This is a genomic window from Streptomyces sp. NPDC033178, assembly GCF_055577685.1.
In genome coordinates, this window is the sequence record NZ_JBVIPT010000013.1 from 250,393 (window position 1) to 264,297 (window position 13,905).

Consider the following 13,905-nt stretch of genomic DNA (forward strand, 5'->3'; position numbering starts at 1 on the left):
ACCGTCGTACCTCAGGAGTCACCCCATGCACAGCCCCCACGACCCCTACGTCCGTGTGCGTGGTGCCCGTGAGCACAATCTCAAGGGGGTCGATGTCGATGTTCCGCGGGATGTGCTGGCGGTCTTCACGGGTGTGTCCGGGTCCGGGAAGTCGTCGCTCGCCTTCGGGACGATCTACGCGGAGGCACAGCGGCGGTACTTCGAGTCGGTGGCCCCGTACGCGCGGCGGCTGATCCATCAGGTGGGGGCGCCGAAGGTCGGGGACATCAGTGGGCTGCCGCCGGCGGTGTCGTTGCAGCAGCGGCGGTCGACGCCGACCTCACGCTCTTCGGTGGGTACGGTCACCAACCTCTCCAATTCGCTTCGGATGCTGTTCTCTCGTGCGGGCGACTATCCGCCGGGCGCCGAGCGTCTCGACTCGGACGCCTTCTCGTCGAACACGGCCGTCGGGGCCTGTCCCGAGTGTCATGGGCTCGGTCGGGTGCACCGGACGACCGAGGGGTCGCTGGTCCCCGACCCGACGCTGTCGATCCGCGAGGGCGCGATCGCCGCGTGGCCGGGCGCCTGGCAGGGCAAGAACCTGCGCGATGTCCTCGACGCGCTGGGGTACGACGTGGACCGGCCGTGGCGCGAACTGCCCGCCGAGCAGCGTGAGTGGATCCTGTTCACGGACGAGCAGCCGGTCGTGACCGTGCATCCGGTGCGGGACGCCGAGCGGATCCAACGCCCTTACCAGGGCACGTACATGAGCGCGCGGCGCTATGTCATGAAGACCTTCTCGGACTCGAAGAGTCAGACGTTGCGGGCCAAAGCCGAGCGGTTTCTGGAGGCCGCGCCCTGTCCCGTGTGCGGCGGCAGCCGGCTGCGGCCCGAGGCGCTGGCGGTGACGTTCGCGGGCCGCACGATCGCGGAGCTGGCCGCGCTGCCGCTCGTCGAACTGGCCCAATCCCTCACCGGGCATGGTGATTCGGAAACCGCCCGCGTACTCACCGAGGACCTACTCGCACGTATTGCCCCCGTCACCGAGCTGGGCCTCGGCTATCTCAGCCTCGACCGCGCCGCGCCCACCCTTTCGGCCGGCGAGCTCCAACGGCTGCGTCTGGCCACGCAGTTGCGCTCGGGTCTCTTCGGGGTCGTGTACGTCCTCGACGAGCCGTCGGCGGGACTGCACCCGGCGGACACGGAGGCGCTGCTCACGGTCCTCGACCGGCTGAAGGCGTCCGGCAACTCGGTGTTCGTCGTGGAGCACCACCTCGACGTCATGCGCGGCGCCGACTGGCTCGTCGACGTGGGGCCGAAGGCGGGTGAGCACGGCGGACAGGTGCTGCACAGCGGCCCGGTGGCGGAGCTGGAGCGTGTCACGGAGTCGGCGACGGCCCGGTTCCTCTTCGACCGCTCCCCCGCTCCCGTACGTGAAGTCCGGGCGCCGCGCGGCCAGTTGAAGGTCGGCCCGGTGACACGGCACAACCTGCGCGGGGTGACCGCCGAGTTCCCGCTCGGCGTGCTCACCGCGGTCACCGGCGTCTCCGGCTCGGGCAAGTCCACGCTCATCGGGGAGATCACGGAGGACCTTCCGGGTGTGGGGCGGCTGGTCAGTGTCGACCAGAAACCGATCGGCCGTACACCCCGCTCGAATCTGGCGACGTACACGGGACTCTTCGACGTCGTGCGCAAGGTCTTCGCGGCCACGGAGGAGGCGCACCGGCGCGGATACGGCGTGGGGCGGTTCTCGTTCAACGTGGCGGGCGGACGCTGCGAGACCTGTCAGGGCGAGGGGTTCGTCAGCGTCGAGCTGCTCTTCCTGCCCAGCACCTATGCCCCGTGCCCGGACTGCGGCGGGGCGCGCTACAACCCCGAGACGCTCGAAGTGACGTACAGGGAAAGGAATATCGCGCAGGTGCTGGACCTGACGGTCGAGGCCGCCGCGGAGTTCTTCGCGGACACTCCGGCCGTCGCGCGCAGCCTCGCCACGCTCCTCGATGTCGGCCTCGGCTATCTGCGGCTCGGCCAGCCGGCGACCGAGCTGTCCGGCGGCGAGGCTCAGCGCATCAAGCTCGCGAGCGAACTCCAGCGCGTACGCCGAGGTCACACGCTCTATCTCCTCGACGAGCCGACGACCGGTCTGCACCCGGCCGATGTCGAGGTCCTGATGCGGCAGTTGCACGGTCTGGTCGACGGCGGGCACAGCGTCGTGGTCGTGGAGCACGACATGGCGGTGGTGGCGGGCGCGGACTGGGTGGTCGACCTGGGGCCGGGCGGCGGCGACGCGGGAGGCCGGATCGTGGCGGCGGGGCCTCCGGCGGAGGTCGCACGGGCGGAGCCGAGCATCTCGGCTCCGTACCTCGCCCGCGCGCTGGGCACCGGGGGCTCTCAGTCCCAATAGGCCTTCCTGAGCTTGGACTTGGCCAGTTTCCCGGTGGGTGTGCGCGGCAGCGCGTCCGTGAAGTCGACGCTGCGGGGCGACTTGTAGTGGGCGATGCGGTCGCGGACGAACTCGAGGAGCTCGTGTTCGAGTTCGGGGCCGGGGGTCGCGCCGGGGGCGGGCTGGACGACCGCCTTGACCGCCTCGCCCATCTCCGCGTCCGGGACGCCGACGACCGCGACATCGGTGACCTTGGGGTGCAGGGTCAGACAGTCCTCTATCTCCTGGGGGTATATGTTCACGCCGCCGGAGATGATCGTGAAGGCCCTGCGGTCGGTGAGGAAGAGGTAGCCGTCCTCGTCGACGTGGCCGATGTCCCCGGTGGTCGTCCAGTTGGGGTGCTCGGGGTGCTGTGCCTCACGGGTGCGCGCGTCGTCGTTGTGGTACCTGAACGGGAGTTCCTCGCGCTCGAAGTACACGGTCCCCGTCTCCCCGACGGGCAGCACCTTGCCGTCCTCGCCGCAGATCCGCAGCTCACCGAGGAGGCCGCCGCGGCCCACGGACCCCGGCTTGCGCAGCCATTCCTCGGGACCGATGAAGGTGATCCCGTTGGCCTCCGTCGCCGCGTAGTACTCGTACAGGACGGAACCCCACCAGGCGATCATCCGCCATTTGACCTCGACGGGGCAGGGCGCGGCGGCATGTATGGCGACCTTCAGCGACGACACGTCGTACGCGTCCCGCACCTCGCGCGGCAGCTTCAGCATCCGTACGAACATGGTGGGCACCCACTGGCTGTGCGTCACCCGGTGCCGTTCGATCGCCTCCAACGCCCCCTGCGGATCGAAGGAGTTCATGAGGACGACCGTGCCGCCGGTAGCCGTGACGACGTAGCAGAAGCGGAGGGGCGCGGCGTGGTAGAGCGGGGCCGGGCAGAGGTAGACGGTGTCCTCGCCGAAGCCGTACATGGGCTGGAAGAGCAGCTGGTACGTGCTCATCACCTCGCGGACGTCACCCTCGGGGAGCGTCGGCGCGATGCCCTTGGGACGGCCGGTGGTGCCGGAGGAGTAGAGCATGTCGACGCCGCGGGGCTGGTGGGCCGGGGATTCGGACGATGCGGCGGCCAGCGCCCGCTCGTACGAGCCGTCGTCGAAGCCCAGGTACGAGGTCGGACCGGGCACCAATTGCCGTATCTGCTCCCCGAGTTCGGTGAGCGGTCCGGAGACGACGAGTGTTCTCGCACCGCAGTCGCGGACGATGTACGCGGCCTCGTCGGCGGTCAGGTGATGGTTGACGACGGTGAGGTAGAGGCCGGAGCGCAGGGCCGCCCAGTAGACCTCCAGGACGCGTGGGTCGTTGTCGGACAGGAGCGCCAGATGGTCGCCCGTGCGCAGTCCGGCGGTCCGCAGGTGGTCCGCGAGGCGCAGCGAACGCTCTTCGAGTTGGCCGTAGGTGAGGGTCCGGCCGCCGTCCGCGGTGACGACGGCCGGCCTGGCGGGGTCGTACGCTCCGGGATACATGCGGGGACGGTACCCCGCGCTGGTGACGGCACGTCAGAGGTGTGCATACGCCTTGGAGTTCGCGTTCCTCCGGTGGGCGTCGGCGGTTTCGACGACGCCCGTCCCGGTGTGGGCCGCCTCGGTGGTGGCCGTCTCGGCGGCGAGGGCGAGTGTTCGCCGGTCGGGTGCGCTGCCCGCCGGGAGCACCGGCTCCACGCGCACCTCGGCCACGAGGGCGCGGGCCGACACGACCCGCCAGACCGAGGTGAGCAGCGAGTCGCTCCCGACGAACGCGGGCGCGGTGGTCGCCGCTCCCCCCTCGAACCGGTAGTGGAGGTGCACCGGCTGGACGGGCACGGCGGCGTCCAGGGCGGCCTGGAAGGCGGCTCTGCGGAAACGGCCCTGGGCGCGGCCGCACCAGGTGCTCCCCTCCGGGAAGACCACGACCGCCGATCCGCCGCGCAGGGAGTCCGCGATCCGTTCGACGGTCCTCGGCAGCGCGCGCAGGCGGTCGCGCTCGATGAACAGCGCGCCGCTGCTCGCGGTGAGCACTCCGGCCACGGGCCACTGCCTGATCTCCGCCTTGGCCAGCATCCGGGCAGGGCGGACGGCGGCGAGCAGGGGGATGTCCAGCCAGGAAATGTGGTTGGCCACCAGGAGCAGTCCGCCGCCGGGCGGGGCCGCCCCGGTGATCCGCAGCCTCACGCCCGCGGCACGCACGATCGTCCGGCACCACACCCGGGTGAGCCGGTCGCGCCACACGGCGGGGAGCCGCCCCACGACCGGGATCAGCACGATCCCGAAGAGGAGTACGGCCAGGAGTGCGGCGACCCGCAGCAGGGCGCGCGGCACGGCGGCCGGGGACCCCACGGACTCCACGCAGACCCGCGAGCACGGGGCGCTGGGCAGCCACGCGCTCACCGGGGCGGGCGCCGAGGGCACCGCGCCCGGACGTCCCCCTGTCCCGCCATGCACCCCGCCGCGGCGTGGGCGCGGCACCTTCCCGAGGCCCGGGCCCGGGCCCGGGCCCGGGAACACCGGAGTGCTCGCGCCCGGGCTCACGAGCGTCGTGGTGCCACCACGACGCGGGCGGAGTTTCACGGCCACGCGGGACACACCCGTCGCGCCCATCGCACCCATCGCACCCATCGCACCCATCGCACCCATGCGGGACATGGTGATCACGCCGGTACGAGCGACAGGAAGTGCCGCAGGTAGCGCGGATTGACCCGGCGCATCGACAGCAGCACGTACAGGTCGGCGACGCCGAAGTCGGGGTCGTGGGCCGGTTCCGCGCAGACCCAGGCGCCGAGCCGGAGGTAGCCGCGCAGGAGCGGGGGCAGCTCGGTGCGGGCGGGGCGGGTGACGCCCTCGGCGCTCCACGGCAGCAGCGGCCGTACCCGGTACTCCTCGGGCGCCAGGTGCTTGTCCCGCACCCGGTCCCAGGTGCCCGCGGCGAGCGTGCCGCCGTCGGCGAGCGGGATGGAGCAGCAGCCCGCCAGCCACTCGTGACCGCCGTCGACCATGTAGCGGGCGATCCCGGCCCATATGAGACCGATGACCGCGCCGTCACGGTGGTCGGGGTGGACGCAGGAGCGGCCGACCTCGACGAGCCCGGAGCGGATCCCGGCCAGCGGTCCGAGGTCGAACTCGCCCTCCGAGTAGAGTCGTCCGGCGACCGCGGCACGGTCGGGCGGCAGCAGCCGGTAGGTGCCGACCACCTGCCCGGTCGTGGTGTCGCGTACGAGCAGGTGGTCGCAGTACGCGTCGAAGGCGTCGACGTCGAGACCCGGCTGCGCGGAGGAGAGCAGGGCGCCCATCTCCCCGGCGAAGACGTCGTGGCGCAGCCGCTGGGCGGCGCGGACGTCCGCCTCGTCGCGGGCGAGGGTGACGGTGTAGCGGGTGGGGGCCGTCGACAGTGGGGGGCTGTCGAGCGTGGAAACGCCGGTCATGGCACTCTCCTGGTCACTGGCCGGTTCGGCGGAGCGGCGCGGCGGACCGAAACGAACGGTCCGTGCGCTCCTGTTCTTCCGACGCCGGCTGACCGGCGAGTAACCCCCGGAGAGAGACCGGGTGTGAGCTTGTTGAATGCCAGGGGTGCCTGGTAGGGCCGGGGCTGAACACCACGCCGGCCACTCGTCCGCACCCTAGGCGAACGCCCACTAAAGCCCCCGTAAGGCCGCGGCAAACCGTGCCCCGAAAGGGGCGCGGGGAACTGCGCACCGTAAGGGGCGCGGGGCTGTGTCGATCTGCGGCTCCGCCGCGGGGCGCGACCAGCCCCTCCCTCCCCCCGCAGCCGACCAACACCCCACCCAGCGGAGCGCTACCGCTTTCCGGCCTTCCGAGTCGCCCGCAGCCACTCCTTGTTCATGCCCGTGATGGAGACCAGCGGGATTCCCTTGGGGCACGCGGTGGCGCACTCCCCGGCGAGCGTGCACCCGCCGAACCCCTCCTCGTCCATCTGCGCCACCATGTCGAGCACCCGCGTCTCGCGCTCCGGGGCGCCCTGCGGCAGGACGTTGAGGTGGTTGATCTTCGCCGAGGTGAAGAGCATCGCCGCCCCGTTCGGGCAGGCCGCCACACACGCCCCGCACCCGATGCACTCGGCGTGCTCGAAGGCGAAGTCCGCGTCCGGCTTGGGCACGGGCGTCGCGTGGGCCTCGGGCGCGGCTCCGGTCGGCGCGGTGACGTAGCCGCCGGCCTGGATGATCCGGTCGAAGGCGGACCGGTCGACGACGAGGTCCTTGACGACCGGGAAGGCGGAGGCCCGCCACGGCTCGATGTCGATCGTGTCGCCGTCCTCGAAGGACCGCATGTGCAGCTGGCAGGAGGTCGTGCGCTCCGGCCCGTGCGCATCGCCGTTGATGACGAGCGAGCACGCGCCGCAGATGCCCTCGCGACAGTCGTGGTCGAAGGCGACCGGGTCCTCGCCCTTGAGGATGAGCTCCTCGTTGAGGGTGTCCAGCATCTCCAGGAAGGACATGTCGGCCGAGATGTCGTCCACTTCGTACGTGGACATCGCTCCGTCGGCGTCGGCGTTCCGCTGCCGCCAGACGCGCAGGGTGAGCTTCATGCGTAGCTCCGCTGGGTGGGGTGGACGTACTCGAAGACGAGGTCTTCCTTGTGCAGGACGGGGGCTTCGCCGGTCTCGGTGAACTCCCAGGCGGCCGCGTACGAGAACTCCTCGTCCCGGCGCTCCGCCTCGCCGTCCGGGGTCTGGGACTCCTCGCGGAAGTGGCCGCCGCAGGACTCGTCGCGGTGCAGCGCGTCGAGGCACATCAGCTCGGCGAGCTCCAGGTAGTCGACGATGCGGTTGGCCTTCTCCAGCGACTGGTTGAACTCCTCGCCGGTGCCGGGGACCTTGATGCGCCGCCAGAACTCCTCGCGGATCTGCGGGATGCGCTCCAGGGCCTTGCGCAGCCCCGAGTCCGTACGGGCCATTCCGCAGAACTCCCACATCAGCTCGCCGAGTTCGCGGTGGAAGGAGTCGGGGGTGCGGTCGCCGTCGACGGCGAGGAGCAGCCGGAGCCGGTCCTCGGTGTCGGCCAACGCCTCCTGGACGACGGGGTGTTCGTCGGTGACCTCCTCGTGGTGCGGGTTGCGGGCGAGGTAGTCGTTGATGGTCGAGGGAAGGACGAAGTAGCCGTCGGCGAGGCCCTGCATCAGCGCGGACGCGCCGAGCCGGTTCGCGCCGTGGTCCGAGAAGTTGGCCTCGCCGATCGCGAAGAGACCCGGGACGGTCGTCTGGAGGTCGTAGTCGACCCAGAGACCGCCCATCGTGTAGTGCACGGCGGGGTAGATCCGCATCGGCACCTCGTACGGATCCTCGTCGGTGATCCGCTGGTACATGTCGAAGAGGTTGCCGTACTTGGCCTCGACGGCCTTGCGGCCCATGCGCTCGATGGCGTCGGCGAAGTCGAGGTAGACGCCCTGGCCGCCGGGGCCGACTCCCCTGCCCTCGTCGCAGACGTTCTTCGCGGCGCGGGAGGCGATGTCGCGCGGGACGAGGTTGCCGAAGGAGGGGTAGATGCGCTCCAGGTAGTAGTCGCGCTCGTCCTCGGGGATCTCGTTCGCCGGGCGGTGGTCGCCCTTCGCCTTCGGGACCCAGATCCGGCCGTCGTTGCGCAGCGACTCGCTCATCAGCGTGAGCTTGGACTGGTGCTCGCCGGTGCGCGGGATGCAGGTGGGGTGGATCTGCGTGAAGCACGGGTTGGCGAAGTAGGCGCCGCGCCGGTGGGCCCGCCAGATCGCGGTGGCGTTGGAGTTCATGGCGTTCGTGGAGAGGTAGAAGACGTTGCCGTAGCCACCGCTCGCGAGCACCACGGCGTCCGCGTAGTACGTATCGATCTTCCCGGTGATCAGATCGCGGGCGACGATGCCACGCGCCCGTCCGTCGACCACGATCAGGTCGAGCATCTCGGTGCGCGGATGCATCTCGACGTTGCCGGCGGCGATCTGGCGGGACAGCGCCTGGTAGGCGCCGAGCAGGAGCTGCTGGCCGGTCTGGCCGCGGGCGTAGAAGGTGCGGGACACCTGGACGCCGCCGAAGGAGCGGGTGTCGAGGAGGCCGCCATACTCACGGGCGAAGGGCACGCCCTGCGCGACGCACTGGTCGATGATCTCGACGGAGATCTGGGCGAGCCGGTGGACGTTCGACTCGCGTGCCCTGAAGTCGCCGCCCTTGACTGTGTCGTAGAACAGCCGGTGGATCGAGTCGCCGTCGTTGCGGTAGTTCTTGGCGGCGTTGATGCCGCCCTGCGCGGCGATCGAGTGGGCGCGGCGCGGGGAGTCCTGATAGCAGAACTGCACGACGTGGTAACCCTGTTCGGCGAGCGTGGCGCCGGCGGAGCCGCCCGCGAGACCCGTACCGACGACGATCACTGTGTGCTTGCGGCGGTTGGCCGGGTTGACCAGCTTGGCCTCGAAGCGGCGGGTGTCCCAGCGCTCACCGACCGGTCCCTCGGGGGCTTTGGTGTCGACGACCGGCTCTCCGGTCGTGTACTCGGCGAATTCAGCGGTCATGTCAGCTCACCACTCCGGTCATCACGCCCACGGGTACGGCGATGAAGCCCGCCGTCAGCACCAGCGCGAGCACGTTGGCGATGGTCTTGAAGGCCCGGTCGCGGGTACGGCTGCCCACACCGAGGGTCTGAGCCGCGCTCCAGAAGCCGTGCCGTACGTGCAGGCCGAGCGCGAGCACGGCGACGATGTAGACGACGTTGCCGTACCAGGTGGAGAAGGTGTCGATCACGTTCTGGTACGGGTGTCCGGGCTGGAAGCCGTTCGGGTGCGCGGTGCCGGTCGTCAGGTCGAGGATGTGCCAGACGATGAACAGGCCGAGGATGATGCCGCCCCAGCGCATGGTGCGGGTGGCGTAACTGGCCCGGGGCTTCTTGTGCACGTACTTGGTGGGGCGCGCCCTGATGTCGCGGCGGCTGAGCTGGTACGCGGAGACGGCGTGCGCGACGACGGCGGCGACCAGGACCACGCGGATGATCCACAGCGCCCACTCGTAGTGCAGGAAGGGCTCGCCGATGGTGCGCAGCCAGTGCGCGTAGTGGTTGAACTCGTCCGACCCGAAGAAGATCTTCAGGTTGCCCAGCATGTGGACGACCAGGTACCCCAGCATGATCAGACCGCTGACGGCCATCACGGTCTTCTTGCCGACGGACGAGTCCCACATGGTGCGCGTCATGGACGGTTTTCGTTCCGTCCGCGTTGCCAGAGCCATGGAACGCACGCTAGAGGCGGGAGGGCCGATCGGTCCAAGACATGGTCCGGCTCGTTTCGATAGGTCCTGGCTATCGTGGGCGTATTCTTGAGGGATGCAGTTCCAGCAGCTCCAGTACTTCGTGGCCGTCGCCGAGACCCGGCACTTCACCCGGGCCGCCGACCTGGTCCATGTCGCCCAGCCGTCGCTCTCCCAGCAGATCAAGGCGCTGGAGCGGGAGTTGGGCGCCGACCTCTTCCTCCGGGCGCGCGGGAACATCACGCTCACGGACGCGGGCGAGGCGCTGCTGCCGCTGGCCCGCCGCATCCTGGCCGACGCGGACACGGCCCGGCACGAGGTTCAGGAGCTGGCCCAGCTGCGCAGCGGGCGGGTCAGGCTGGGCGCGACACCGAGCCTGTGCACGGGCCTGCTGCCGGACGTGCTGCGCGCCTTCCACGACCGGTATCCCGGCATCCGGCTGCTGATCGAGGAGGGGGGCTCGCACGATCTCGTACGGGAACTCGCGCGCGGGGCGCTCGACCTTGCCCTCGTGGTGCTGCCGCTCCCCACGCCGTCACCCGCGCTGACCACGGTGGAGGTCCTGCGGGAGGACCTGGTGGTGGTGTCGTCGCCGGAGGCGTCGGCACCGGGGGGTGGGCGGCGGACCGTGCGGGTCTCCGACCTGGAGGGTGAGCGGCTGGTGATGTTCCGGCACGGGTACGACCTGCGGGAGTTGACCGTCGCCGCGTGTCGCTCCGCGGGGTTCGAGCCGGATTTCGCGGTGGAGGGCGGGGAGATGGACGCGGTGTTGGGGTTTGTCCGGGCGGGGTTGGGGGTGGCTGTGGTGCCGCGGATGGTGGCGGCTCGGACCGGGCGGGGGCTGCGGGTGACTCCGCTGGCCCGGCCCGGGCTGGCTCGGACCATCGCGCTGGCCCACCGCAGTGATGTGGCTCCGCCGCGGGCGGCTCGGGAGCTTCAGCGGATGTTGTTGGAGCGGTGAGGCTCCGCCGGGGGTGCCCGGGGCGGTGTTTTGGTGGAGCGGCGTTCGTTGGTGCGGGTCGGCTGTGGCTGGTCGCGCAGTTCCCCGCGCCCCTGGGTGGGTGGGGGTCGGCGGGGTGTGTTGGGTGCGGGTTGGTTTGGGCTGAAGCGCGCCGTTCCCCGCGCCCCTGGGTAAGTGGGAGTCGGCGGGGTGTGTTGCGCGCGGGTGAGTTTCGGCTGAAGCGCGCCGTTCCCCGCGCCCCTGACGGCGAAAAGCCAGGGGCGCAGCCCCGCTTTTCAGGGGCGCGGGGAACTGCGCGGCCGGCCACAGCGCACCCGCACCCCAAAACGGCGCTCCCCGGCACGGCACTCCCGACGAGCGGCCACGCTCACCCAGTCGCGTCCACCAACGCCAGTTCGTGGAGGCGGTCCGGGGGCCCCGGGCGGGCGTAGTACCAGCCCTGGGCCGTGTCGCAGCCCAGTATGCGGAGTTGCTCGGCCTGGGCCGCAGTTTCGACGCCCTCGACCGTGACCGCGAGGTCCAGGCTGTGGGCCAGAGTGACGATCCCCTCGACGATCTTGAGGTCGACGGGATCGGCGGGGAACTGCTGCATGCCCTGGGTGAAGGAACGGTCCAGCTTGAGAATGCTCACCGGCAGGCGACGCAGGTTCGCGAGGTTCGAATAGCCCGTGCCGAAGTCGTCGAGAGCGATGTCGACACCCATCTCGGCGAGCCGGCGCAGCGGCTTGAGCAGATCGTCGTCGGCGCCGATCAGGGCGGACTCGGTGACCTCCAGGCAGAGCGAGGACGGTTCGAGTCCGATGCGCTCCAGGATGTCGACCGTGTCGGCGACCAGACCGGGATGGGTCAGCTGGCACGGCGAGAGGTTCACGTTGATGCGCAGCGGACCCGCGTCGGCGTGACGTTCCTGCCACTCGCGGGCCTGGCGGACCGACTGCTCAAGGACCCACCGGCCGAGCGGCACGATCAGGCCGGTGTGCTCGGCGAGCGGGATGAACCGGTCGGGCCCGAGCACGCCGTGCTGCGGATGCAGCCAGCGCACGAGGGCCTCGGCGCCGCGCACGCTGCCGTCGCCGAGGTGGACGAGCGGCTGGTACTCGATGAAGAACTCGTTCCGGTCCAGGGCCGCGGGCAGCGCCGTGGTGAGCCCGTGCCGGGTGATGGCACGGGCGTCGGCCTCGGGGTCGGCGAGCTCGTAGCGGTTGCCGCCCGCCGACTTGGCGCGGTACATCGTGATGTCGGCGCTGCGCAGCACCTCGGCCGGGCCGCGCTCGCCCGCCGGGCCCTCGACGATGCCGATGCTGCCGCGGACGGTCAGTTCCCTGCCGTCGATGCGCACCGGTGTGATCAGGGCGTTCATGATGCGGTCGGCGAGCGCGTCGACCTCGCTCTCGGTGTCCGGCCCGGTGGTCAGGGCCACGAACTCGTCACCGCCGAGCCTGGCGACCATCTCGCCGGGCGCGGTCGCGCAGGACTGCAGCCGGTCGGCGACCTCGACGAGCAGCCGGTCGCCGGCCGCGTGCCCGAGGCTGTCGTTGATGGTCTTGAAGCCGTCGAGGTCGAGGTAGCAGAGACCGAAGCGCATGCCGTCGCCCGCCGCGAGCGCCTTGTCGAGCCGCTCGAAGAACAGCGTCCGGTTGGGCAGTCCGGTGAGCGCGTCGTGCGTGGCCTCGTACCGCAGCCGCAGGTTGAGCAGCCGCCGCTCGGTGGTGTCCTCCATGAGGGCGAGCTGGAACTGGGGCCGGCCGTCCGCGTCACGCAGCAGGGAGACGGTGAGGTTGGTCCACAGAACCGTTCCGTCGGGGCGGTAGAAGGCTTTCTCCACGTGGTAGTGCTCGCGGTCGCCGCGCACCAACTCCTCGTAGAGCCGCCACACTTGGGGGGCGTCCTCGGGGTGGGTCCACTCGGTGACGTTGCGGCCGCGCATCAGCTGCTCGGTACCGCCGAACATCCGCAGCAGGGCGTTGTTCACCTGGAGGATGTTGCCGTCGAGGTCGGCGACGCCGATGCCTATCGCGGCGCCCTCGAAGACCGCGCGGAAGCGTGCCTCGGTGGCGTGCAGGGCGTCCGCCACGACGCCCTGGGCCTGGAGGGCGGCGCGCGCGATGGACTCCTGCTCGGCAAGCGTCCGTTCCCGCAGGGCGTGCGCGAACCCGGCCGCCATGGCGTGCTGCAGCCGCGAGGAGCGGGTGCGCAGGGCCTCCTGGGATCCGTCGCCGCCGCAGTAGAGCACCAGGTAGGCGTCGACGCAGTCGAGTGTGCGGCTGAGCGCCTCGGGTTCGGTGCAGTGCGCGTCGATGAGCGCGGCACCGACGGCCCGGCCCTCGGCCGCGTCGAACGTCCTGGCCCGCAGCGCCTCGCTGAGCCGCCTGGCGAGCGGCATCAGGCGCTGCTCGAACTCCGGCCGGGTCAACGACGTAGCGGTCGCCGGGAACACGGCCCGGCTCCAGATCGTCGCGAACCTGCGCAGTCTGTCCTCCGGCCCGTCCGGCTCGGCGGTCACGCCTTGCGCCCCACGCCCGCGAAACCCGAGTAGGAATAAGGATCCTCGTCCTCGGACGCCGAGTCGGGCCGCCATTTCGCCATCGGCACCAGTCCGGGTTCCACCATGTCGTACCCCTCGAAGAACCGCGCGACGTCCTCGCGCGAGCGCATGATCAGCGGGTTGCGGATGTCCTTGTAGACGTCGACGGCGCCCTCGGCCCGCTCCTGGGGGAGCGGGAGTCCCTCGTACGAGGCGTGCGAGACGACGAACAGGCTGCCGGGCGCAAGCGCGTCCCTCAGCTCTGCCACCGCCCCGTACGGGTCGTCCGCGTCCTCCACGAAGTGAAGTATGGCAACGAGAAGGAGTGCGACTGGCTGATTCAGGTCTATCAGGCGCTGAACCTGAGGGCTCGCCAGGATCTCCTGGGGCTTGCGGAGGTCGGCGGTGACCACGTCCGCGTCCTCGTTTCCGGCCAGGACGGCCGTACTGTGCGCGACGGCGACCGGGTCGTGGTCGACGTACATGACGCGTGCGCCGGGGCGGGCACTCTGCGCCACCTCGTGGACGTTGCCGAAGGTGGGGATGCCCGAACCGATGTCGAGGAACTGGGCGATGCCCTCGTCGGCCGCGAAGCGCACGGCGCGGCGCAGGAACGCGCGGTTCGCCTGCATGATCTTCGGAAGTCCCGGCATGAACTCCATGGCCCGGCGCGCGGCTTCCCGGTCGACCTCGAAATTGTGCGATCCGCCCAGGTAGTAGTCGTAGACGCGGCTCACGCTCGGCACCGAGATGTCGATGCCACGTGGGGCCCAGGCGGGACGCTCCATCTATCTCTCCAAGGCGTAGACG

At 70.7% G+C, this 13,905-nt stretch carries 10 protein-coding genes; 2 read left to right on the plus strand and 8 right to left on the minus strand.

The features are described 5' to 3' along the window. Window positions 1-25 precede the first annotated feature (25 nt). Window positions 26-2,383 (plus strand): ATP-binding cassette domain-containing protein, encoded by a 2,358-nt coding sequence (locus ACZ5VQ_RS30400; RefSeq protein WP_469107671.1) that lies wholly within the window; start codon window positions 26-28, stop codon window positions 2,381-2,383. On the opposite strand, the gene ACZ5VQ_RS30405 is transcribed toward ACZ5VQ_RS30400, so the two are convergent. The 6 genes from ACZ5VQ_RS30405 to ACZ5VQ_RS30430 form a co-directional block, all read right to left on the minus strand. Beyond that, entirely contained in the window at window positions 2,371-3,882 is a 1,512-nt protein-coding gene (locus ACZ5VQ_RS30405; RefSeq protein ID WP_469107672.1) for an acyl-CoA synthetase, read from the minus strand. The two genes, ACZ5VQ_RS30400 and ACZ5VQ_RS30405, sit on opposite strands and share 13 nt — an antisense overlap. Before the next feature lie 33 nt (window positions 3,883-3,915). After that, window positions 3,916-5,028 carry a lysophospholipid acyltransferase family protein gene (locus ACZ5VQ_RS30410; protein WP_469107673.1) on the minus strand — a complete coding sequence of 371 codons (1,113 nt, stop codon included), beginning with the start codon at window positions 5,026-5,028 and terminating at the stop codon, window positions 3,916-3,918. A 14-nt stretch (window positions 5,029-5,042) separates the two neighbouring features. After that, window positions 5,043-5,813 (minus strand): GNAT family N-acetyltransferase, encoded by a 771-nt coding sequence (locus tag ACZ5VQ_RS30415; RefSeq protein ID WP_362083721.1) that lies wholly within the window; start codon window positions 5,811-5,813, stop codon window positions 5,043-5,045. Between the two features lie 371 nt (window positions 5,814-6,184). Beyond that, window positions 6,185-6,934, minus strand: coding sequence for a succinate dehydrogenase/fumarate reductase iron-sulfur subunit (locus ACZ5VQ_RS30420; protein WP_055611311.1), 750 nt, complete (start codon window positions 6,932-6,934; stop codon window positions 6,185-6,187). After that, the gene (locus ACZ5VQ_RS30425; RefSeq protein ID WP_469107674.1) at window positions 6,931-8,883 is read right to left on the minus strand and encodes a fumarate reductase/succinate dehydrogenase flavoprotein subunit; all 1,953 of its coding nucleotides are present in this window, start codon (window positions 8,881-8,883) and stop codon (window positions 6,931-6,933) included. Before ACZ5VQ_RS30425 ends, ACZ5VQ_RS30420 begins: the two co-directional genes overlap by 4 nt. A 1-nt stretch (window position 8,884) precedes the next feature. Next, window positions 8,885-9,592, minus strand: coding sequence for a succinate dehydrogenase (locus tag ACZ5VQ_RS30430; protein ID WP_469107675.1), 708 nt, complete (start codon window positions 9,590-9,592; stop codon window positions 8,885-8,887). 94 nt (window positions 9,593-9,686) lie between these two features. Here ACZ5VQ_RS30430 and ACZ5VQ_RS30435 point away from each other — a divergent pair, with 94 nt between their 5' ends. Then, the gene (locus ACZ5VQ_RS30435) at window positions 9,687-10,571 is read left to right on the plus strand and encodes a LysR family transcriptional regulator (RefSeq protein ID WP_143634684.1); all 885 of its coding nucleotides are present in this window, start codon (window positions 9,687-9,689) and stop codon (window positions 10,569-10,571) included. A gap of 367 nt (window positions 10,572-10,938) precedes the next feature. Here ACZ5VQ_RS30435 and ACZ5VQ_RS30440 read toward each other — a convergent pair whose 3' ends face one another. Together ACZ5VQ_RS30440 and ACZ5VQ_RS30445 are read right to left on the minus strand one after the other, a co-directional pair. Further along, window positions 10,939-13,074, minus strand: coding sequence for a putative bifunctional diguanylate cyclase/phosphodiesterase (locus ACZ5VQ_RS30440; protein WP_469107676.1), 2,136 nt, complete (start codon window positions 13,072-13,074; stop codon window positions 10,939-10,941). Then, complete coding sequence (locus ACZ5VQ_RS30445) at window positions 13,071-13,883, minus strand: SAM-dependent methyltransferase (protein ID WP_469107677.1); 813 nt, start codon at window positions 13,881-13,883, stop codon at window positions 13,071-13,073. The genes ACZ5VQ_RS30440 and ACZ5VQ_RS30445 overlap by 4 nt, the downstream gene beginning before the upstream one ends. Window positions 13,884-13,905 lie beyond the last annotated feature (22 nt).

What these genes read in the sequence shown, in the direction of transcription:
- ACZ5VQ_RS30400 (WP_469107671.1), top strand. Translation starts at nt 26, where the DNA reads ATGCACAGCCCCCACGACCCCTACGTCCGTGTGCGTGGTGCCCGTGAG.
- ACZ5VQ_RS30405 (WP_469107672.1), bottom strand. Translation starts at nt 3,882, where the DNA reads ATGTATCCCGGAGCGTACGACCCCGCCAGGCCGGCCGTCGTCACCGCG.
- ACZ5VQ_RS30410 (WP_469107673.1), bottom strand. Translation starts at nt 5,028, where the DNA reads ATGGGTGCGATGGGTGCGATGGGTGCGATGGGTGCGATGGGCGCGACG.
- ACZ5VQ_RS30415 (WP_362083721.1), bottom strand. Translation starts at nt 5,813, where the DNA reads ATGACCGGCGTTTCCACGCTCGACAGCCCCCCACTGTCGACGGCCCCC.
- ACZ5VQ_RS30420 (WP_055611311.1), bottom strand. Translation starts at nt 6,934, where the DNA reads ATGAAGCTCACCCTGCGCGTCTGGCGGCAGCGGAACGCCGACGCCGAC.
- ACZ5VQ_RS30425 (WP_469107674.1), bottom strand. Translation starts at nt 8,883, where the DNA reads ATGACCGCTGAATTCGCCGAGTACACGACCGGAGAGCCGGTCGTCGAC.
- ACZ5VQ_RS30430 (WP_469107675.1), bottom strand. Translation starts at nt 9,592, where the DNA reads ATGGCTCTGGCAACGCGGACGGAACGAAAACCGTCCATGACGCGCACC.
- ACZ5VQ_RS30435 (WP_143634684.1), top strand. Translation starts at nt 9,687, where the DNA reads ATGCAGTTCCAGCAGCTCCAGTACTTCGTGGCCGTCGCCGAGACCCGG.
- ACZ5VQ_RS30445 (WP_469107677.1), bottom strand. Translation starts at nt 13,883, where the DNA reads ATGGAGCGTCCCGCCTGGGCCCCACGTGGCATCGACATCTCGGTGCCG.